At 64.7% G+C, this 20,156-nt stretch carries 24 protein-coding genes; 6 read left to right on the top strand and 18 right to left on the bottom strand.

What is annotated here, in order from left to right; genetic code table 11:
• Nucleotide 1 precedes the first annotated feature (1 nt).
• The 14 genes from AC1AX7_RS08420 to AC1AX7_RS08355 form a co-directional block, all read right to left on the bottom strand.
• Complete coding sequence (locus AC1AX7_RS08420) at nt 2-1,198, bottom strand: XRE family transcriptional regulator (RefSeq protein ID WP_476509634.1); 1,197 nt, start codon at nt 1,196-1,198, stop codon at nt 2-4.
• Between the two features lie 47 nt (nt 1,199-1,245).
• A complete protein-coding gene (locus tag AC1AX7_RS08415) occupies nt 1,246-1,950 on the bottom strand; it encodes a hypothetical protein (RefSeq protein WP_476509633.1) in 705 nt (234 codons plus the stop codon).
• 81 nt (nt 1,951-2,031) lie between these two features.
• Nucleotides 2,032-3,384: a hypothetical protein gene (locus AC1AX7_RS08410; RefSeq protein WP_476509632.1), complete on the bottom strand. Its 1,353-nt coding sequence runs from the start codon at nt 3,382-3,384 to the stop codon at nt 2,032-2,034.
• On the bottom strand, nt 3,381-3,887 hold the full coding sequence (locus tag AC1AX7_RS08405) for a cobalt transporter (protein WP_476509631.1): 507 nt from the start codon (nt 3,885-3,887) through the stop codon (nt 3,381-3,383). Before AC1AX7_RS08405 ends, AC1AX7_RS08410 begins: the two co-directional genes overlap by 4 nt.
• A 25-nt stretch (nt 3,888-3,912) precedes the next feature.
• Nucleotides 3,913-5,523: a lytic transglycosylase domain-containing protein gene (locus tag AC1AX7_RS08400; protein WP_476509630.1), complete on the bottom strand. Its 1,611-nt coding sequence runs from the start codon at nt 5,521-5,523 to the stop codon at nt 3,913-3,915.
• Nucleotides 5,520-7,874, bottom strand: a complete 2,355-nt coding sequence (locus AC1AX7_RS08395; protein WP_476509629.1) for a VirB4-like conjugal transfer ATPase, CD1110 family — start codon at nt 7,872-7,874, stop codon at nt 5,520-5,522. Before AC1AX7_RS08395 ends, AC1AX7_RS08400 begins: the two co-directional genes overlap by 4 nt.
• A gap of 2 nt (nt 7,875-7,876) precedes the next feature.
• Nucleotides 7,877-8,230, bottom strand: coding sequence for a PrgI family protein (locus AC1AX7_RS08390; protein ID WP_476509628.1), 354 nt, complete (start codon nt 8,228-8,230; stop codon nt 7,877-7,879).
• Nucleotides 8,231-8,246: 16 nt separating this feature from the next.
• Nucleotides 8,247-9,092, bottom strand: a complete 846-nt coding sequence (locus AC1AX7_RS08385) for a VirB6/TrbL-like conjugal transfer protein, CD1112 family (RefSeq protein ID WP_476509627.1) — start codon at nt 9,090-9,092, stop codon at nt 8,247-8,249.
• A gap of 10 nt (nt 9,093-9,102) precedes the next feature.
• Nucleotides 9,103-9,312: a hypothetical protein gene (locus tag AC1AX7_RS08380; protein WP_476509626.1), complete on the bottom strand. Its 210-nt coding sequence runs from the start codon at nt 9,310-9,312 to the stop codon at nt 9,103-9,105.
• Nucleotides 9,313-9,467: 155 nt separating this feature from the next.
• Nucleotides 9,468-10,478 carry a Fic family protein gene (locus AC1AX7_RS08375; protein ID WP_476509625.1) on the bottom strand — a complete coding sequence of 337 codons (1,011 nt, stop codon included), beginning with the start codon at nt 10,476-10,478 and terminating at the stop codon, nt 9,468-9,470.
• A 902-nt stretch (nt 10,479-11,380) separates the two neighbouring features.
• The gene (locus AC1AX7_RS08370) at nt 11,381-11,959 is read right to left on the bottom strand and encodes a DUF1648 domain-containing protein (protein WP_476509624.1); all 579 of its coding nucleotides are present in this window, start codon (nt 11,957-11,959) and stop codon (nt 11,381-11,383) included.
• A gap of 303 nt (nt 11,960-12,262) precedes the next feature.
• Nucleotides 12,263-12,757 carry an RDD family protein gene (locus tag AC1AX7_RS08365; protein WP_476509623.1) on the bottom strand — a complete coding sequence of 165 codons (495 nt, stop codon included), beginning with the start codon at nt 12,755-12,757 and terminating at the stop codon, nt 12,263-12,265.
• 123 nt (nt 12,758-12,880) lie between these two features.
• Nucleotides 12,881-13,219 (bottom strand): hypothetical protein, encoded by a 339-nt coding sequence (locus AC1AX7_RS08360; protein ID WP_476509622.1) that lies wholly within the window; start codon nt 13,217-13,219, stop codon nt 12,881-12,883.
• A gap of 80 nt (nt 13,220-13,299) precedes the next feature.
• Nucleotides 13,300-14,676 carry an amidase domain-containing protein gene (locus tag AC1AX7_RS08355; RefSeq protein WP_476509621.1) on the bottom strand — a complete coding sequence of 459 codons (1,377 nt, stop codon included), beginning with the start codon at nt 14,674-14,676 and terminating at the stop codon, nt 13,300-13,302.
• A 211-nt stretch (nt 14,677-14,887) separates the two neighbouring features.
• Here AC1AX7_RS08355 and AC1AX7_RS08350 point away from each other — a divergent pair, with 211 nt between their 5' ends.
• The gene (locus tag AC1AX7_RS08350) at nt 14,888-15,295 is read left to right on the top strand and encodes an ATP-binding cassette domain-containing protein (protein WP_476509620.1); all 408 of its coding nucleotides are present in this window, start codon (nt 14,888-14,890) and stop codon (nt 15,293-15,295) included.
• Nucleotides 15,296-15,490: 195 nt separating this feature from the next.
• On the opposite strand, the gene AC1AX7_RS08345 is transcribed toward AC1AX7_RS08350, so the two are convergent.
• Both AC1AX7_RS08345 and AC1AX7_RS08340 read right to left on the bottom strand, forming a co-directional pair.
• Nucleotides 15,491-15,712 (bottom strand): helix-turn-helix domain-containing protein, encoded by a 222-nt coding sequence (locus AC1AX7_RS08345; RefSeq protein WP_476509687.1) that lies wholly within the window; start codon nt 15,710-15,712, stop codon nt 15,491-15,493.
• Nucleotides 15,713-15,727: 15 nt separating this feature from the next.
• Nucleotides 15,728-16,066 (bottom strand): recombinase family protein, encoded by a 339-nt coding sequence (locus AC1AX7_RS08340; RefSeq protein ID WP_476509619.1) that lies wholly within the window; start codon nt 16,064-16,066, stop codon nt 15,728-15,730.
• Nucleotides 16,067-16,310: 244 nt separating this feature from the next.
• Between AC1AX7_RS08340 and AC1AX7_RS08335 the strand changes: the two genes are divergently transcribed.
• From AC1AX7_RS08335 to AC1AX7_RS08325, 3 genes are all read left to right on the top strand, one after another.
• On the top strand, nt 16,311-16,553 hold the full coding sequence (locus AC1AX7_RS08335; RefSeq protein WP_476509618.1) for a type II toxin-antitoxin system prevent-host-death family antitoxin: 243 nt from the start codon (nt 16,311-16,313) through the stop codon (nt 16,551-16,553).
• Nucleotides 16,534-16,923, top strand: coding sequence for a type II toxin-antitoxin system death-on-curing family toxin (locus AC1AX7_RS08330; protein WP_476509617.1), 390 nt, complete (start codon nt 16,534-16,536; stop codon nt 16,921-16,923). The genes AC1AX7_RS08335 and AC1AX7_RS08330 overlap by 20 nt, the downstream gene beginning before the upstream one ends.
• Before the next feature lie 199 nt (nt 16,924-17,122).
• Nucleotides 17,123-17,281 carry a hypothetical protein gene (locus AC1AX7_RS08325; protein WP_476509616.1) on the top strand — a complete coding sequence of 53 codons (159 nt, stop codon included), beginning with the start codon at nt 17,123-17,125 and terminating at the stop codon, nt 17,279-17,281.
• A gap of 44 nt (nt 17,282-17,325) precedes the next feature.
• Here the strand turns inward: AC1AX7_RS08325 and AC1AX7_RS08320 are convergent, their stop codons facing one another.
• Complete coding sequence (locus AC1AX7_RS08320) at nt 17,326-18,546, bottom strand: ATP-binding protein (protein WP_476509615.1); 1,221 nt, start codon at nt 18,544-18,546, stop codon at nt 17,326-17,328.
• Nucleotides 18,547-18,909: 363 nt separating this feature from the next.
• The gene (locus AC1AX7_RS08315; RefSeq protein ID WP_476509614.1) at nt 18,910-19,329 is read right to left on the bottom strand and encodes a hypothetical protein; all 420 of its coding nucleotides are present in this window, start codon (nt 19,327-19,329) and stop codon (nt 18,910-18,912) included.
• A gap of 317 nt (nt 19,330-19,646) precedes the next feature.
• Between AC1AX7_RS08315 and AC1AX7_RS08310 the strand changes: the two genes are divergently transcribed.
• A complete protein-coding gene (locus AC1AX7_RS08310; protein ID WP_476509613.1) occupies nt 19,647-19,847 on the top strand; it encodes a type II toxin-antitoxin system RelE/ParE family toxin in 201 nt (66 codons plus the stop codon).
• Nucleotides 19,819-20,124, top strand: coding sequence for a HigA family addiction module antitoxin (locus tag AC1AX7_RS08305; RefSeq protein ID WP_476509612.1), 306 nt, complete (start codon nt 19,819-19,821; stop codon nt 20,122-20,124). Before AC1AX7_RS08310 ends, AC1AX7_RS08305 begins: the two co-directional genes overlap by 29 nt.
• Nucleotides 20,125-20,156 lie beyond the last annotated feature (32 nt).

The following is a 20,156-nucleotide window of genomic DNA, read 5'->3' as shown; positions in this document are numbered from 1 at the left end:
ATCAGCCGACGGGGACCCGTTCCCGCGCTACGCCGTCACTGGCAACCGATTCGATTCTGTCTTCGATGAAGCCGAACTCCGCTCCCTCTTCGACAAGACCGTCGGACCAGTAGTCGAGATACCTAAACGGCAAGGCGAGGCTGTGGGCCGCATCAAGGGATCTGATCGCCTGCTCGCCGGCGATGCTCGATCCGACCCCGAACACGGCCTGAACCATTTGTTTGAGCAGCAGAGGGTGCTCTTCTCCCACATTGACGGGTTCCTGCTTGCGCCATCCACGGCTGGACAATTGGATTTGCAGGGAACGATAGCGTTCGGCGCTGATGATGTCCAACGTATGCGCGCGACTGATCGAAGCGGCGACGGACACTCCCCAGCCTGACTTGACTTTGAGAAAATCGCTTAGCGTGGCGTTCATCCGAACGGAATGCCGCATGTCGGCGGCGGGAAGCAGCAACGCCCCTGCGAACAAATGCGCTTCGCGCTCCACCTGTTGAGGCGTGTCTGGCTTGCGGAATCGATGCAGTATGAGGTGTCCGAGTTCATGCGCTTTGGTGAAACGCTGCCGGTCGCCGCCGATGCGCTTGCCGGCGGAGTACCCGATGCACGGCATCCCTTCGCATTGGGGGTATGTGATGCCTTCGCTCGTCAGCCTTGTCTTCTCGTCATCACTGCCGCCGGTGGATTTCATCGGGGCCACCACGATGCCTTGCCTCTCCATGCTGCGGGTCAGATTCCCGATCGGCCCAACGGGATCCAAGCCCAAGCACGACCGTGCCCGACTGGCAATGGAATCGATTTCAAAGTTGGAAAGGCTTGGCTTACGCGGTGCGATCTTTTGAATCCAAGCAGTTTTCTCACCAGATATACCCAATAGTTTCGCCAGTCGCGATACGGTGGCGCAGAGTTCGGAATACTCGATTGATACCGCCGACAGCTCTCCCATGCTCGACTTGCTGGTTTTGCGGTACGTTACCGCCGTCATGGGCAAGATGGGATCAGTGCGGGTGAAATATGAGATGGGGAAGCCCAGCGCGGCGGCGATCGACTTGGCTTCATCCTCCTTGAAAACGATGAAACCGTTCTGTAGTTTGCTGAGCTTCGACTGGGAGATATGCGAACGCTCGGACAGCTCTCTTTGAGTCATACCTTCCAGGTGCCTGGCCTGCACGATTCTTTCGGCATTGTATTCCGTCATGGTTCTTCCACCTCCTAACAACGGCAGAACGGCGGAGGGGCGTTCTTCTATCGCCCCGCCTGGGTCTCGATCGTCTCGCTTTCGGTTGCGTCGTCGAGAACGAGGTTCGGGAGCAGGTTATCATCATTGTCCTCAATGGGGGTGAAGTCGCTTATCTCCACGGGCTCATCAAGCAGCTTCAAGCTGAAATCGTACTTCCGTGCCGTCCCTGCATACGCGTACGGCATCACGTCCAGCGGCCGGTAGGCCGTGACCGAAACGCTCTGTCCCTCTTCCTGCCACGCCAGAATCAGTTTGGTGTCGCTCAGGTCGGGCGAGACCATGCCGGCCGGTGCGAACAGATCGTCCTGCGCAAGCTCCTTCAGCATTCCGGCACCTCTGCAGGTTGATTGCATGTAGTATGCGCGCGACGCCTTGGTGGCGTTCGTCTTGGGCAGACCGCTCGTCACCGGGTCGACACGGCGCAGGATCGCCCGCATCCCAGTTGCGCTTTCTTTCAGATGCAGGTAACCGCATTTGTCGAAGAGCTCCCATCGGTCATCGTCCCAGATCCTCGCGCAGCGCTGGTTGATCAAACGTGGCATGTTCGAACGGTTCTGATTGTCCCAGAACAATTCCGACGGATACCGGTCCGTCAGATCGGCCTTGGCCGCGTTCAAAGTCTCGTACAGTTTCGGCGAAAGCTCCCGCAGCGAGTCGGCGATGGCGTGGGCCTCATCCAGCATCTTGAACTGTTCGCGGGAATAGCGCATTGGGGCTCCTTCTTCGTCCGAAATTTTCTAATGGAATATTTTACACCCGTATGCAACATATCGGTATATCGGTATGTAGGTTCACAGGCTGGGGTCGGTTCCCGGCATCTGTCCCGAATCCGGCTGCGCGGGCACCGTCCACGATGGCGCGGAGGAATCATCCGATCCGCTGGAACCCGAGCCGTCGGCCGGCGCGTAGGACCGTTCCGGCGTGGACGTCCTTGGCGGGGTTTGGCGCTGCACCTGAGCCTCGGCCTCCTCCTTCGCGCGCATCGAACCGTTCACCGCGTCCACCGCGGCGGACAGGGACGAGGAGGCGTCCGCATAGGCGGATGGATCGTCCGTCGAGCCTTCGTCCAGCAGCCTGCGCGCCGCGTCGACCGCCGTGGACAGCGCCGTCCTCGTCGCCTCGTCCTGCACGCTCCCCTCGCTGGACGACAGCAGCTCCCGCGCCTTCTCCAGCGTCAATGACAGGGAATCCCTCGCGTCCGCAAGACGCTTCTCGACCACCGAACCGTCCACCGCGTCCACCGCGGCGGACAGGGACTCCTCCTGCCCCTCATACCACGCCGCCGCCTCGTCCAGGCCCGCCGCGACCGCATCGATGCCGTCGACCGAACCGTCGGCGGGGCATCGCGTCAGACCCGGACCCGACTCGTCAAGCAGGGCCAGCAGATCGTCAAGCACGGATTCGTCGGAGACCGTCGCGGGGTCGGTCCCGTCGGCCGTCGACCGTGCCTTTTCCAGCATGGTCTCGAAGCCGTCACGCCGCGCGACCGCCCCTGCGTATGCCTGTTCGCAGGATTCCGTCGCCTGTCGGACCGCGTCGGCCGACGCGTTCCGGTGGAGGCGGATGAGCGCGAAGACGGCCAGCGCGGCGATCGCCGCCACGGCCGACGCCGTCAGGCAGACGGCCATGACGCGCCGGACGGAAGGCGTGCGTCGTCGTTCGGAATCGGCGGCGGGCATGAGGCCGGACCGGACGTCGCGGGCGTGGCCGTCCGGCGGTTCCGGAGCCGTGTCGGGGACGTCCGGCGATGGTTCCGCCGGCTCCGCGGCCGTGGCCGGGGCGTCATGGCCGTCGCGTCCCGTGCCGGCGGGCGATGCGGCCGTCCCCGGGACGTCGTCCCGTGCCGGCGGACGTTCCGGCGGCAGCGGCGCGGTCGGGATACGCGGCCCGATGATGGACGCCATGAACCGTTCTATCGGCGCGTCCTGCACGTCGGGCGGGTCCGGGACGGGCAGCGTCTCGAATCCGTGGATCCTGCCGGCCTCGTACCAGCGGCGCAGTTCGGGCCATGCGTTCGGATGCGAGGCGATCAGGTGCAGCCACGGCCGCCATGACAGGTCGACGGCCATGTCGTGCAGCTGGCGCGGGGTCAGTCTGGGGTTGAGCGACGGCGGCCGATCCCTGTCCCGTCCGGGCTTCCTCATCGTTCCTCCTCCTCGACGTATGCGCCGTCCAGCGGGCCGGCCACGGCCGAGCACAGCCATCGGCCGTCGTCGTATTCGTAGGTCATCGTCCAGGCCGAGGCCAGTCCGGTGGCGACCGCGCAGGTGGCCGTCCGCCCGTCGCCGGACACGAGGAATCCGGTGAACGTGTCCAACGGCTGGCTCATGATGCGCGACGCGGGGATCGACAGTCCGGCCGCGTCGGCGGTGAACATCTCCCTCAACGCGCCGTCCCTGTCCGGGGAGTCCGTCACGTAGGCGCGCAGCGCCCGCGGCGCGAGGTCCGCGCACACGTCCCCGGCCTCCATGGCCGGCGACGGTTCCGCTCCGGACTGCGTTTCGTCGCGTTCCGCGGCCGGGGGCCGTTCCCGCACGGCCGCCACGTCGGTCATGTCCGACGTGGCGTGCGATATCGCGAAGTTCACGCCCAGGAACAGGGCCGTCGCCGCCAGGAAGGCCAATGCGGCGGGGATGCGTGATTTCATGGGTCTCCTTTCGCCTTTCCGCCGGTCAGCGGATGAACCGTATCCCGGTCCCGGCCGCGCGCAGCTGCGCCGCCGTGATCGTGCGCAGGCTGACCACGCCGACGCCTTGTGCGTTGGCCTCGCTGATGAGGATCGAACCGTCGTCGCGGACCTCCTCCACGACCGCGACGTGCCCGTAGTCCGTGTCCGCGCCGAGCGTGCCACGCCCGAAGCAGGCGACGTCGCCCGGAGACGGCGAGGCCGAGACCGTGTAGCCGAGTCCGACGGCGGTGGAGGCCCAGTCGCCGCCGTTGCCCATGTACGGGTCGACCGGACGGCCGATCTGGGCGCGGCGGATCGCGGCCCACCAGGTGCATTGCCCCCATGCGTAGGTCGAGCCTGCGCCCGGGTCCATGCCGGCCGTCGAGACGATCCCGTCCACGGCCGTCAGCTTCGGGTCGAGCGAGCCCATCGTGCCGCCCGTGGCCGCGCCGGCGGCGGCGTAGGTCGTGCCGGCCAGCTCGAGGATGGCCTCGATGTAGGTCTTCGTCTCCTCGAACGGCGGGACCGTGCCGTATTCCAGCACGCGGCCGAGGCCCGCGTTGTAGGCGGCGAGGGTCAGCTGCAGCGTGTCGCCCGTCACGCGGCCGTCCGCCTTCGCGGACTCGACCTGCGCGGCGAGGCCGCACATGTAGTTGCCCTGGGTCCAGATCGCGTCGTGCGGGTTCATGACGTCGGCCGTGCCGTCGCCGTCGCCGTCCATGCCGACGGACGCCCATGTGCCCGGCATGAACTGGGCGATGCCCCGCGCTCCGGCCGGGCTCGTCGCGGCGGGATCCCAGCCCGACTCGCGGTCGATCTGCGCGGCGATGACGCTTGCCGTGACGACCTGGCAGACCGATCCGGCGCGCTGCACGTCCGCTTGGTATTCGTCCGGCACGTTGGACGCGCCGGACGCGGAGGCGGCCGCGCCGAACAGGAACGACATGACGGACGCGACGACCAGTATGACGGCGAGGACCGCCGACAGGACGGGCAGCATCGGCAGGACGATGGCGGTCGCCGCGCCGACGGCATGGGCGACATGGGCGACGGCGGCCCGGACGAACGCGGATGCGGCGTGCGCGGCGCGGTGACGCCACATGAATCTCGTCGACGAGGAGACGCCGCCGACGCCGGCGCGGGACGCACGGAACGCGGCGCCGCGCGTCGTCGTGGCCAGCCGGCTCGCGTCGTCGCCGTCGCAGCGTGCCAGGCGGGCGTCGATGTCGTCGGCCAGCCGCGTTCCGGTCCGGCCGAGCCGGGCGCTGGCCCGCCCCGCGCGCTTGAACCCGCCGATCCTGTCGGACGCGCCGCCGTCCCTGACCCGCATGGGCCGGCCCTTGGCCTTGGCGCGGTCGGGCCTGAGCCGTGCGACGTGTTCGTCGCGGCCGCGGCCCAGCCGCGCCCGCGCGGTCTTCGCTGTCCCGCCGACCGTCTTCCGTGTGAGGTTCGCGCCGCCCGCGGCCGCCCGTCCCGCGAGGGCGGCCGCGTCGTGGCCGGCCTGGTCGGCGGTGTCGGCGCGGTCCGTGCCGGCCGACCATGCCGAGGAGGCGGCGTCGGCGGCGACGCGGCCCAGCCGTGCGGAGACGCGGCCGCTGTGCGCGCCGGCCGTCATCGTCCGGCGGCCTTCGAATCGTCGAAACTGGTGGAATACAGGCCGTACAGCGTGCCCTGCGCGGGGATGCGGCCGTCGAACGGGACGAACGCGCCGCCGATCTTCATCAGACCCTGGCCGGGCATGACGCCGGTGAAGTACGAACGCTGCTCCTCGCTCAGCTTGAGCAGGGCGCACAGCTCGTCGGCGTCGGCCGGGTTCTGGCTGAGCAGCATCAGGAAGTCGCTGTTCGACAGCATCATGCGCGCGTCGTCGTCGCCGAGCAGCTCCTCGATGTTCTGGGTGATGCCGGTGACGCCGAGTCCCCATTTGCGGGCGCGCTTGTAGATGTCCTTGAACTGGGAGGCCGCGTACCGGTTGCCGAAGAACCGGTGGAACTCGTCGACGTACAGCCATGTGCGGCGGCCGAGCTTCCGGTTGCGGACGACGCGGTTCCACACCTGGTCGATGACGGTCATCATGCCGAACGTGCGCAGTTCGCCGCTCAGGCCGCTCACGTCGAACACGGTGAACCTGTTCGACAGGTCGACGTTGGTCTGCCCGTTGAAGCCGCTCAGGCTGCCGGTCACGTAGGAGCCGAGCGCCGTGGCCATGTCGTGGCCGGCCTGCTCCCCGGTCGCGTCGAGCGCCGTCTGGAGGTCGGCGAGGGTCGGCTGCGGGCCGCCCGTGTCGCGGCAGCGCACGTACAGGGACAGGGCGCACCGGTCCACGAGGCTGCGTTCGAGCGCGTCGAGTCCCTGGTTGCCGCCGATCAGGCCGCCGATCATCGCGACGACGTTGTTGGTCTTGTCTTTGACCGGGTCGGAGTCGCCGGTCTCGTCGAACACGATGTCGAGCGGGTTGATGCGGCTCGTGCTTCCGGCGCTGATCTGGACGGTCTGCCCGTCGAACGCCCGGGCGAGCGGCACGTATTCGCGTTCGGGGTCGATGATGATGATCTCGTCGTCGCGGTTGAGGAACATGCCGGCGATCTCCTGCTTGACGGTGAAGCTCTTGCCGCCGCCCGACGTGCCGAGGATGAACCCGTTGGAGTTCATGTGGGCGCGCCTGTCCGCGACGATCGGGTTGCCGCTGCGCGCGTTCGAACCGTAGAACAGGCCGCCCGGCTCGAACACCTCCTGGCTGGTGAACGGGACCAGTATGGCCGCGCTGTTCGTGGTCAGGGTGCGTCGCATCGGCAGCGGGTCGTTGCCCAGGGGCAGTTCGGCCGTCAGGCCCTCGAGCTGCATGTAGCGCAGGCTTTCGGCCTTGCACGACTGGGCGTTGACCTTCGCGCGGACCGTCCTGCACGCGAGGTCGAGCTCCTCGACGGTGTCGGCCGAGACGCCGATGACGATCATCGCGTTGACGAGCCGCTGGTTCGTCTGGCGCAGTTCGTCCTGGAGCTCGCCGATCTGCGCCTGCTGGTCGGCGAGGTCGTCGGGCAGGTCGTCCGGGTCGAGGCCCTGGCGACGGTTCCTGCGCCGCGTCTCCATGACCTGCATCTTGATCTCCGCGTTCTTGCGGCGCACCACCGTCATGGACGTGGCCCTGTCGTAGGCGGACAGGTGGATGCTGACGTTGACCCTCGCCCGGATCGAGGTCAGGTCGTTGACGAGCTGGTCGGTCAGTTCCGGTGGCAGGTCGCTGACCCACAGGGTGCGGTGGAAGCAGTGCGACCCCTCGCTGGCCAGTTCGAGACGCGCCGGGTCGCGCGCGTCGATGCTCCATGGGCATACGAGGTCCTTGGTGGAGGGGCGTCCGGGCGTGCGTTCGAACCGGCGTTCGTCGAACGAGAACGGTTCGCCGGGGCGCAGGACCTCCGCGAGCAGGCGGAGACGGCCGGCGCGGTCGAGTCGTGTCGCGCGGCATTCGTCGATGGAGTGCAGCTGGGCCGTGAGCTGCTGGCAGAGCGCGTTGAGCGTGCGGACGGCCGTGTCGCGGTCGGATTCGTGGATGGTGACGGTCAGGGTCTTGACGGTGTCGGTGTTCCGGCTTGCGCGGTCGAGCTTGCCGGCGACGACCTGGTTGTAGTCGCGCCGGTATCCGTCGAGGCCGTCGCCGCGGTCGGCCATGCTGATCCCGGCGAGCATCTCGTCCATGCCCCGCGTGCGCGTGTACGCGCCGATCTGGAGTCCCTGGCCGGCGTCGAGGCTGTTGATCAGCTTCGCCCAACGGTCGATGATCTCCATCTGGTGCTCCTCGCGCGCGGTCTGGTAGTTGATGTCCTCGAACATGATCGAGGCGGACCACGCGTCGCCGCCGAGGTATGCGACGCCGTTGCGCAGCATCGAATCGTATCCGACGAGCTGCTTGACGCCCTTCGGCGGGCGGCCATGGCCTCCCTTCCCGCGTTCCCTGCTTGTCTGCATGCCTATCCCCTTTCCTTGAGCGACGGCGACGGCCTGGTGCGCGCGCCGCGCGCGGGCCCGTCGAACAGGTAGATGTTGCGTCCCGCGTAGTGGCGCCACACGTATTTGAGATAGTGTTCGGGCGGCAGCCCCATGGGCCGCCACCATCCCCACATGGCGATGGGCACGCCGGGGACGAACACGACGTACATGGCCGCGTTCGGGTCGACGCCGGCGAGCAGCCACAACGCCGTGTACCCGCCGCCGCAGACGACGGCCAGGACCACGGCCGCGAGCAGCTGACGCCAGCTCAGGCCCATGAACACCTTGCTTTCGATCGTGCTGATCTCCCGGTAGACGGGCATCTGCAACGCCATCCGTGACGCTCCTTCCTTATTCGCCGCCGAACAGTTTCTTGGCGATGCCGTTGCTGACCATGACGATGCCGATCAGCAGCACGCTCGACAGCAGCAGGCCGCCGAAGTTGTCGATGATCCACCCGGACAGGCTGTCGCCCTCCTCGTAGGAGCCGACGGACATGACGTCGCCGATGAACGCGCGGTACAGGACGACGGACAGGTACAGGGTGGCGCATTGGAACACGAGGACCGCGTACTGCCTGAAGTAGTTGACGCCCCACTGGCGGGTCTCGTCGTGGGCGATGAACGCGATCGGCAGCGGGTTGAACGCGGTCATCAGGTAGATCTGCACGAAGCGCAACAGGATCACGACCGTGAACACGATCGACGCGGCCTTGCCCACGAGGAACGGGATGATCAGCAGCACGATGCAGGGTATCTGGCCGAGGAAGCCGGCCGCGTCGATCGTGTCCCGCATCCGGTCGCCGAGCCCCAGCGTCGTCGCGTCGCCGCTGGTCGGGGAGGCGGCGACGAATCCGTCGACGACCTGCCTGCCGATCTGGTCGATCGCGCCCAGGAGCAGTTCGCTGTGCTGGGCGGCCGTGAACACGAGGGCGATCTTGATCATCGCGAACGCGATCAGCTTCACGCCGAGCTCGCGGTCGCCGTCGGCCCTGGAGCCGACGCGGGCGAGCTCGAGGGTGAACACGATCGCCAGGACGATGCTGGCGACGGGTTTGACGGCCGACTGGGCGATCGACAGGCTCAGCGAGTAGAGCGTGGCGTTGTATTCGGCCGGGGTCTTGAGCAGCTGGTCCACCTGGGTCTGGGAGATGCCGCTGCCGATCGCGTTCAGCACGTCCACGATCCAATCGGTCATGCGACGCGCCTCACACGGCGATCGTGCCGAACAGGGCGGCGGCCGCGATGATCAGGCCGCCGCCGACGACCTGCCACACGCCGGACTGCGTCGCCGGGCCGTTCTGGTCCTTCAGGCCGCCCGCCAGCGTGATCACGCCCCACACCGCCCACAGGCCGCCGCCGATCATCGCGAACTGGGTGAACAGGCTCAACGCCTGGGTGACTACGTTTTCGTCCATCGGGGTTTCCTTTCGTCCGTTGGGTCTCTCACCTAACCGTAAGACCAACGGGCGCGGACCGGTTTGGACATTTTTCGGGGGGACGCGCGGCGCGGAACGGCGGGAGGCCCGCGGCATGGGCCATGCCGCGGGCCTCCCGGTCCGAAACGTGTTCGTCAGCGACGGCGACGCGGCCGTCCGTCGTCCCGGCCCGCGTTCCCGCCATGCACCGGCCGTCGTTCGACGGCATGGCCGGGATCCTCGTCCGCGTAGGTGGCGAACAGCGCCATGCCCTCGTCCTCGGAAGCCGGGAGCAGGGCCAGGATGTCACGGACGAACGAGCGGGCCTCGGACAGGTCGGCGTCATGGTCGCGGATGTTCCAGACGTCACGGTACGTGTAGTCGATGAGATCGGGCACGAAGCGTTGCAGGAACGCGGCCTGGTACGTGTCGCGCTCGTACAGCAGCGTGTCCACGAGATAGCCCGGCTCGTCGGGGAAACGGTCCAGGCCGCGCAGGTAGTCGGCCCGGTGGACGTCGCGCACGAGCGGCGGGACCGTGTCCAGCCGCAGGCACTCCTTGAACATGATCAGACGGCCGACCCGCCCGTTGCCGTCCGAGAACGGGTGGACCCTCTCGAACATCCAGTGCGCCATGGCTATGCGCAGCGGATCGTCGTCCAGCCGGCGATACGCGTCGTACACGCGTCCCATCATGTCGGCCACGTTCGCGGCGGGCACCGTGCGCACGCTGGTGACGCCGAGCTGCTGGGCGATCTCGTTGTCGACGGTCTTGTAGCCGCCGACGTTGCGCAGCGGATCGCGCTCCTGGGACGTCCCGCGTTTCAGGAGCGCATGCAGGCGGCAGACCAGCGCCGCGTCCACGGGGTCGTCCACATGGTCGAGCATGTAGTTGAACGCGACGAAGTGGTTGCGCGTCTCGATCGCGTCGTCCACGACTATCCGGCCCGGCGAGTCCGGCGACAGGCTGCCGTCCTCGTAGATCTGCCTGGTCTGGTCGGCCGAAAGCGTGGACCCCTCCATGTGGTTCGAGTTGTACGCCATATGGATCTGGGTCCAATGGAACAGTCCGTGGCGCACGCCCTGGTCGCGCTCCATGACAAGACGTTCCGGCAAACGCATCCTGGCCTTGCCGTCGCCGACGCGGCCGTCGCTCCCGTGCCCCATACCGGCTCCTCCCGTTTCCGTTCCACCGTTCCCATCATATTATCCGCCCGCCGTGCGGACGGGAGGCCGCCTTCCGTCCCGTCACGGATGATGGAACGGAAGGACGGCCCCACGTACGCCGATCCGGCCGACGCGTCCTCCGGCTGGGACGGGGGCGGACGTCGCAGGCCCGGCTCCGCGCTGGCCCCGGACCCCCGTACGCCTGTGGGTCGGACGGGTTCGCCGGATCGGCCGTGACTTGGACCGCGACGTGCGCGCTCTTCCACCCGGACACCGGCGGCGTGCCCGACCCCGTGCCCCCGCTCATGCTCCTGGCCGCGTGCGCGCTGGCGGCGAGGGACGCGCTGTCCACGTCATGGATGACCGACGCGGCCCGGGCGTACGCGACCGGCGACGCGGGATCGGCATGGCGTCGCCTGGCCATCGGCGTCATGGGCGGCGACGCGTTTTACGATGCGGCCGCCATATGCGTCCCCACACACCATCATTCGCCGCGACATACCATTCCACGGCACGGGATCCCGCGTGTCTCCCGGATTGACACACCGGTCACCGTAAAACGGCATCTCGCACCGCCGCGCATCCCTCTCCCCCTGCAAACGGCATCGGGACATGCGGGACCTGCCGCAGCAACGGATGCCGGCGACGGTCTTGACGAGAGCGTAATCACGATAAAGGGGAGGACCTCCCGTACATACCTCCCTCCGATACGGCACCGGCCGTCCCGCCGCCCACCTCACCGGCACGCTTTTGCGAATTCAAGGAACAATGCATCAACGATCATGTCATCGCCGATACGCTTTCATGTTTCCTGATGACTTCACATCATCGACGGTCCCATCCGCCGGCGTACCGCCCCCGCCGCACGCCCGGTGCAACGACATTCACGATGACATGCGCGGCTAATCCGTTCCGTCGGGTCCTGGCTGTCCCCGCCGCCTTATCACGAGAACGAGAATGACGATAACGGCAAGCGCCATGTTGACGGGCAATGCCTCGTTCCGCATCAACAACGACAGCAGTACCACGGCGACGCCATACACAGTCAAGGACACGGCGCCCGACCGGCCGAAGGAGTCGGCCGGACAATTGCCGATCAGGATCGCCGCGACCCCGACCAGCATCTGAAGAACCACCACCACGCTGATTTCCGGCGGATCGCCGCCGCGATAGGCGAAAGCGCGGTAGAGAAAACAATAATTGACCACGCCGTAGCATATCTGAAGAACAACGCCCGCGGCCAGGAAACCCTTGGCCGACCGTTCGAGAGCTTCCGTCCGCTTCTTATGGCGCCGGATCGAAGCGTATTCCAGGAAAATCCACATGAACGCCATCATCAGATTGACCGCCGGAAGAAGCAGGATCTCCCATTTGCCGCCCAGCCGATCGACGTTCCCGGCGACGCCGTAATGCATGGGGACGGCATCGGGAAGACAGGGAAGGCAGTAGACGAAGACCATCGACGGCAATGCCGCGGACACCAGCAGAACGGTCCTGACGAATCTGGCGGTGATGCGTCGCTTCATCGGAATCACCTCCGAACAAGAGGATGTGCCCTTTCCCCCTCCGCTGCAAGTATAACGCGGCGTCCTTGCGGACCGGGCGACCCCACCGACCGGACGGCCGACCGACCGTCGACCATCGTCACCGCCACGCCCGCGCTCTGACCACCCACGACCCAGCTGTCTCCATGGAATCGGGCACCGCCACACCGGACAGAGACATCGTGCCCTGCGGCGCGCCGGCCGAGAGAGCACCGTTGACGACATCAACGCGTCTTCGCGTCACCGCAGGCACGGCTCTTCCCCGACGACCACGACGGTGTTCGTGATGGTATCGGCGAACGTCTGTCCCCGGCGGTTCCACAGAGGACGAAGAAACCCGATGAACAGAATGCAGTCAGCCAAGTGCGCCACCTCGCGCACGGCCATTCTCACCCGCGACACGGGAAGCAGCGAACTTCGATCGACCACCTGGAGATTGAGGAGACGATGCGCCCAAGACCGTCCGTCGCGCGTGGACAGCACGGAGATCAAACAAACGACGACGGCGGAAACGCAGATGATCCAGGATCCGCAGATCCCGTCCGGATCGGATCTGCCGAAAAGGACGATGCCCAGCAACTGGGACAGCAGGGATGTGGGCAATATCATGCGCAGCATATACGCAGCCATTCTGCGACACCAGATACGTGCCATCGACGCCTCCTTCATTGGATTTCCGGCACTGCGACTTGTTGTCGTCGCCGGAACCCCTTCGTTCCGGTCGACGATGTCCATGTGACAATATGTTTAGCCCCATCCGCGCCGCATGGAAAGCATGCGAGATGCTCTTAGGGCGACGAAAGGCCCGGGCCTCTCGCAGAGGCCCGGGCCTTGTTGCGGGAACGGCCCCGGGCCGCGCTAATTGGCCGTGTCCCCGTTCATCCGCGATTCCGCCTGAAGGACGGCATCGGCCCATTCCAACTGTCCCATGACGGCTATCGACAGCCGATTCGCGCTCTTACGGACACTGACCCAGGTTCCCAGGACATCCCATACGGCGAGGCTTCGGGTATCGGGCTCGAAGTCGCCGCCTTCGGGCGGCGCGGGCCTTTCGCCCACGGACCGGATCGCCTCCTGCAATGATGCCGTCCGGTTCACGTCCACCGCGAGACTGGAGGCCTCCTCCCAATACACCGCCGTGTCCTCCCAATCCGCCCGGGCCTGGGACAGGAGAAGATACGACAGGGAAAGCAGCATGAGATATCCGGCGACGAATCTGAAGACCCATTTGCGGACCCGTCCCCAAACGGGTCGCGGGGGAAAATGCAGGGACATAATCAGTTGTACTTGTATTGAAGACCGTACCAGGTCATGTTGTTATGACCGTTATTATGAGCGTACTGGAGTGACTGCGTCAGCGTGATCTGATGCCGGTTGTTGCTTTTCTGATCGATGACCGGATTGGCCTTGTTGTCCTTCACCACCACTCCGACCACGATCATGGTGTGGTCAATTTCGCCGTTCGAATTCCAATCCACGTACAGCAGGCTGCCTTGCCAAGCGTCCCAGACATCGGCCAGGCTGGTGAAGCTGTTCGTGTAATGCTTCATGTACGTATAGTTCGAATCCGCGTTCATCCATCCTTTGGTCGTCAGGCTCGGCAAGGATGTGGAATAGGTCCACAGCCTCGGGTGCGTCGGCTTCCCGCCTTCATGGACGGCCTGGGATACAAAATTTGCGCAATTCTGGTCGAATACCGGGTATTCGGGATTCATCTCATCGAGTTCGGTCCACTTATCCGCATAGTTGATGGCTTTGATATAGTTCAGACCATCCGAGTTCTCACCGAAATCGGCGCGAGACTCCATCAGCTTTCGTTTTTCCGAATCGAATGAGGACCGTTCTCTATCCAGAGAGGCCGGGACCCTTCCGTCATCCATCGAAGAATCCGTGTCGGCAATCGAAGACTCTTCTTCTGCGGGATCCACGACCTCATCCGTGGTAATCGTGTAACCGGACGAGGAACTGCCGTCGGGGACGACATGGAGGACATGCTCGTCCGTCCAACTGCTATGCATGGAATCGGCCGGCTTGCCGGCAAGATAGATCTTTGTTCCGGAATCGGCCTCCAGATCGGCGGAAAGCGTTACATTCACGTGAAGGTCGTAGCCGTCGTCGGTCTTTTCGACAGCACGAACCTCTGTGGTGACGCCCGCATCAGTCGTCACGAGACCATCATCAAGCTGGTCATCGGCATTAAACGGAAGCGTGGATCGAGATCGTGAATTCCCCGGAGCGTAGTAGCTCTCTTCAAGCGAAGCCGAATACTCATCCAGGACCCGGTCCAAATCGACATCGGGAGCTTCCTGCTGGTTCTGCGCCGCAACGGCCGTCTGAGGGAAAACCAGCACGACGCTCAGAGCCAGCGCAAGCGGTAACAACATCTTGTTTTTCATGCATCCCCTCCCCAATGGAAACGCCTCCATCATACGACGGGCATCACGGGACTCCCCGAGACGGTTCGCTCCGTGGAATCCCGCGTGAACCCGTTCGTTCGGATCCGCGACGGCCGCCGGCAGCCCGGTCCGCGGACGGAAAGCCTGGGGCATCCCATGAGACGGCGCGTCAATCTCTTCGGACTCACGTGCGTGCGTCTGGGACAACTCGTCCTCGGGGCCATGCTCCAAGTGATACTGATCGTGCTTGGCCGCCAATCCTTGGCGCTGTATGTGCTCGCCGGCGTCCTTATGGGATGGGGAGCCTTCGGCGTCTCTTCAGGGGTGATGACAAAACCCGGAACACAGATAAGGAAGACCACCCTTCTTGCGTCCTCGTCACTGTTCGTCGTCATGCTCGCAGTCGCCATGTCATTATGGCGGATGACCACAACCTAGGCGGATCCCTTCGAGACATCGGAACAAATTGGTGAAGGCGCCTACGCCGCCGACCACGGCACGGCCGTCTCAGGACCCGTCGTTGAAGGCCCCGGGACGTGTGTTGAAAAAGGGATTCCGCAAACAGGGCAGCCTTTTGCCGGGTGGACAGCGGCAAAGAATCTCTCTGGCGAGAGCACTTCTTCTCAAGCCTCGTATGCTCGTTTTAGACGAACCTACCTCCAGCCTGGATGGCGTCACTGAGGAATCCATACGTTTGCCACTCGATGGATTGCGCGGGAAAACTACGATCATCCCCAGTACTCACCGTTTCTCATTGACATCTTCGTCAGATTGGATAGTGCTTTTGAAGCAGGGACAAGCGGTCGACCAAGGCACGCCGGAAGATCTTACGCATACTTCCCCATACTATGAATATTTGTCGGCATCTTGGAAATAGAAGCGTTCAACATCAAGCAAACCGCTAAAAGAATGTTGCGGATAAGCCAATGGCATCGTGTCGGGTAAATTCGCGTCGGATGCCGTTCGCGATTGACAGAAAAGCGGAGAACAGCAGGAAAAGGCGCTTCGGCCTTCTCCTTGTCGTCGTAGTAGTCGGCGATCATGCCGCGGAAGGGCCTTGGCGCAGGGGATCTCATCGTCGGTCGTGGCCTGCTCCCCTCTCCTGTCCGAGTGCTTTGCAGACGGTGGTGCGGCCGACGCCCTTGATACGGGCGATCTCGTCGGCGCTCAACCCGCGTTCCCTGTACATGGCCTGCACGTCGCGGATGGCTTTGGCGCCGAGTTTCGACGGTCGGCCGCCGTTGCGTCCGCGCGCCCTGGCTGCCTGGAGTCCGGCCTGGGTGCGTTCGCGGATGAGATCGCGCTCGAACTACGCGATGCCGGCGAAGATGTGGAAGACGAGCTGTCCGCCAGGTGTGGCGGTGTCGACGCCTTCGGCGAGGCTGGTGAACTCGACCTTGAGCTCATGGAAGCGGTTGACCAGGTCGACGAGGTCCTTTACGCTGCGGCCGAGGCGGTCGAGCTTCCAGACGACGACCTCGTCGCCGGGGCGCAGCCGGCCGATCATGCGCTCGAGCTGGGGGCGGTTCGCGGTGGCGCCGGAGGCGTGCTCCTCGTAGACCCGTTCGCATCCGGCCTTCTCCAGGGCGTCGCGCTGCAGGGCGGGGGCCTGGTCGTGCATGCTGCCCCTGGCGTATCCGCTTCTCATATGGCAATCGTACGCGAACCCGTGGCTTATAGGGGGGTTTGCGCACGTTGATTCGCGCACGGGTTTCCGTATGCGGATCCGGGCGGTCACGGTTCGTTATCCATCGGTTGCCGCGGCGTGCGTCGAACGTCCGTTTCACGCACGACTTAACCGCGTTTCGGCATTCCTCCGCGCACATCCCGTTGCTCAATATTTGGTACAATATTCGTTATCGTCTGTTGTTCAATTGCGATGATGTCTGGAGATGATCGAGATGCCTTTGACGGCGAGTTTTTCGGATGTGCGACGTGACTTGTCGGCCATAGCCGACAAGGTCATGGCGGATCATGTGCAGGTCACGGTGTTCAGGAACAACAAGCCCGCCTTCAGGATCGTGCCCGTGGACGCGGTCTCCACCGGCAAGGGGTGGCTCGCCCTGGCCGACGAGGTGGACTCGGAGTATCGCGACGTGTTCGAGGCGTTGGCCCGTGAGTCCCGAGCGGATTGATCCGGCAACGGCGACGGCCGTTCACGACATGCAGATCCGGCGTCACGGCGGTGCGGCGGGGATCCGCGACCGGGACGCGCTCGAGGCGTGCCTTGCGCAGCCGTGGTCCGGGTTCGGGGACGTCGAGTTCTATCCCTCGACGGAGGAGAAGGCCGCGCGGCTCGCCTATGAGGTCGTAACGCAGCACCCGTTCCTTGACGGCAACAAACGCACCGGGCTCGCGTTGATGCTCATCCTGCTGCGCGCAGGCGGGGTGCCGGTCGTCTTCGACCACACGGACCTGCATCGCATGATGCTTGAGGTCGCCGCCGGGCATGCCGGCTACATGGATTTGCTCGCGTTCGTCAGGTCGTCGCGGTCCGCCATGTGAGCTCCCGTTGAATTCCCGTATGGAAAAGGGCCGGCACCCACGGGTGCCGGCCCTGGCTCTTCCTGCATGCGGTCCGGTTCCGTCGCTCAGCGTTCGACGATGCGGCGACGGGCGATCGCGCCGGCCGCGCCGTAGCCCAGCGGGATCTCGATGTTGTCGTCCGCCGTTGCGTTGTAGTCGTCGATCGCGTCCGCGGCCCATGCGTTCCGATGTGGGGTCGCCGCGCACGCCGAAGCTGGAGACCTTGCCGCCGTTGGTCACGACGCCGGAATTTTGGCTGAACCTGCAGACCGATTACGACCTGCTGACGTTCAACCCGGCCACGATCGGCGACATCCGCCCGCTTACGACCGCCTGAACGTCATCGAACGAATGGGAGGTGTCCCAAAGTCGCTTTAGCGTCTATCCGACTTCGATGTCCTCGTTGCAGGCGAGGAGTTCCATGAGGTTGAGATGTTTGATGCCGTCGCGCTGTTCGGGCAGGGGGTCGAGGGTGAGCAGGTATTTTGGCCGGTTGTCGCGGATGGACAGGAGCGGCCGGTACTCGCGTTCCTCGACCTTCGGGTCGGCGATGGTCTGGGACACCTGGATGTACGCATATCCGTCGTCTTTGCGGACGATGAAGTCGCATTCAAGCTTGCCTATCCTGCCGACACTCACCGAGTATCCCTTGCCTCGCAGGTACGTGTACACGATGTTCTCCAGCGCGGGCCCGTAGTTGGTCTGTGTGTTGGTGTTGCGCGCGTAGTGGATGCCGAGGTCGGCGAGGTAGTATTTCTCCCATCCCTGGAGCGATCTGCGGGACTTCAGGTCGAACCGTGGGCACCGATAGATGAGTTTCGCGTTCTCCAGCAGGCTCACATATCGGGCGACGGTGCGGCGGATGATCGGCGAGCCCTGTGTGTGGGTCATGTAGTCGGCGATGTTGGTCAGGTTGGTGGGTGCCGCGTAGTTGTTGATGATGTAGGTCTGCACGCGGTCGAAAGCGTCCCGGTCCTTGACGCGCTGGCGGGCGTATACGTCCTTGTCGAATATCTGGCGGACGACGTTCTCGACGTAGGTGCGTTTCGCGTCGTCGGTTTCGTATTCGACGGTCTTGGGGAAACCTCCGTAGGTGAGGTATCGGCGGAATGCACGCATACCGCCGTCGTTTTCGCCAGTCATGCGCAGATATTCAGCGTATGAGAGGGTGAACACCTCGGTCTCCACGTACCGACCGGTGAGTTTGGTGGCGAGCTCCCCCGACAGCAGGTAGGAGTTGCTGCCGGTGAGGAAGACGGAGAACCGCCCCGTCTCCCGGTAGGCGTTGACGAGTCGTTCGAACCCGTCAACGTTCTGTATCTCGTCGAGGAACAGGTATTTGGTCGAGGATCCGCCGGAGACCCGCCGTTGGACGAGTTCGTCGAGTTCCTGCGGCGTGCTGATGTCCTGCAGACCGTATTGGTCGAGGTTGAGGTAGATGATGTCGGATTCGGGGATTCCCTGTTCCTTGAGTTCCTGCGCGATGGTCTGCAGCAGGCAGGATTTCCCGCAGCGGCGGATGCCGGTGACGATCTTGATGAGCCCGCAGTCATGGTAGAAAGGGCGGATCTTCCTGAGGTACTGCTCTCGTTTATACAGCACGGTTGCTCCCTTCCCGGCACCTTATTGATACACTTTCGTTGTTCTTATCAAAAGTGTATCAATAACTTGTCCTTTGGAGGAAGGCATGGCCCCGGCCGCGCGTGACCCCCAAGGAGCGTTCGCCGGCAACGCGGACCGCCCCATCGCCCGCCCGCATGGCCATCCGCTTCGGATTATTACGGCCATCCGCGGCGACCGGCCGCTCCGCATCGACACGTCGCGCCCGTGGGGGCTAGACAATATGCGCGTCCCGGCGCGTTGATTCCGGTTCGCTCCGGTATGCGAATGGGCCGACGCCTTGGTTGGACGCCGGCCCCGGTTCTCCTCACACGCCGTTCGGTGACGGCAGGTCCGTTTCGTCGCTCAGCGTTCGGCAAGGCGGCGGCGGGCGATCGTGCTGCCCGCGCCGGCGAGGGCGAGCACGCCCATGCTGACGGCGATCAGGATGGTGTCCACGCCGGTGCTGGCCAGTCCGCCGGTGGCCTTGGCGATCTCCCGGTCGGGGTGTCGGTGACCTTCCAGGCCAGGACGCCGCCGAGCTTGCTGTTGGACACGCTGGTGGTGATGGTCTGGGTCACGGTCGAGCCGACCGTGTGGCTGCCGTCGTTCTTCGTGGAGTCCACGTCGAATTCGCCCAGACCGGCCCGGCGACGTGCCGTTGCCGGACTGGCGCGAGGACCTCGCCATTTCGGCGGGCTCTCGCTCCGTGACGCCGCCAACGTGGCGGTCAGCCCAGGATTCGCGGATCCGGGCGACGGACGCAAGCGGATCGACCTCCGTCATGCGCAATCGTCACGCACGTCTCCTCAATCGCCGCCTTTCCGGCGAGAGTTTTTTGGGGGGCAGCCGCCGATGATAGCGGATCCGTGAGCCGCCGACGCCTCCCACGGAACCGGCATGGGCGCAACCGCATCAGCCGCAAAACACACCGACCCGAGACGGCGGATCGTCGCGAACCCCTTCCCGCAACACCACCGTCCGACGTTACTAACGCAATACGATTGCATGCGGCCGTGAAGACCAGGGACAGGGAGCTCAGCGACTCCCTCCACGGCGGGCGATACCCCGGAAACCATCCGACAGAGTGCAAACGCGCCCTCATGCGAAAACTTCAGATGCTCAAAGCCGCCCGAGGGCTCAACGACCTGAAAACACCGCCGGCCAATCGGCTTGAACCGCTTAAAGGCGACCTGAAAGACCGCTACAGCATACGGGTCAGCCGGCAATGGCGGCCCATCCTCCAACGGGACGCCACGACGAAGGAGACGGTCGATGCGCACTTCGACGACCACCGCCAATGACCACTACTACAGCACGCCGGGGGCGATCCTCGACGAGGAGTTCCTCCGGCCGTTGGGCATCAGCCGCTACCGTCCGGCGAAAACCATCAACGCGAGCGAAACGGCGATCGGCGAAATCGTCAACGGGAAACGACGCATCACCACGGCCATGGCCTGGCGACTCAGCAAAGCGTTGAACACGACGCCGGAATTCTGGGTGAACCTGCAGACCGATTACGACCTGCAGACGTTCGACCCGGCCACGATCGGTGATATCCGTCCGCTTGTGACCGTCTGAACGTCATCGAACAACAGGAGGGCGAGCGGATG

The sequence above is a fragment of the Bifidobacterium sp. LH_449 genome (genome assembly GCF_056356755.1).
Note: the sequence above shows the minus strand (reverse complement) of the source record. Positions and strands in the feature narration are given on the sequence as shown.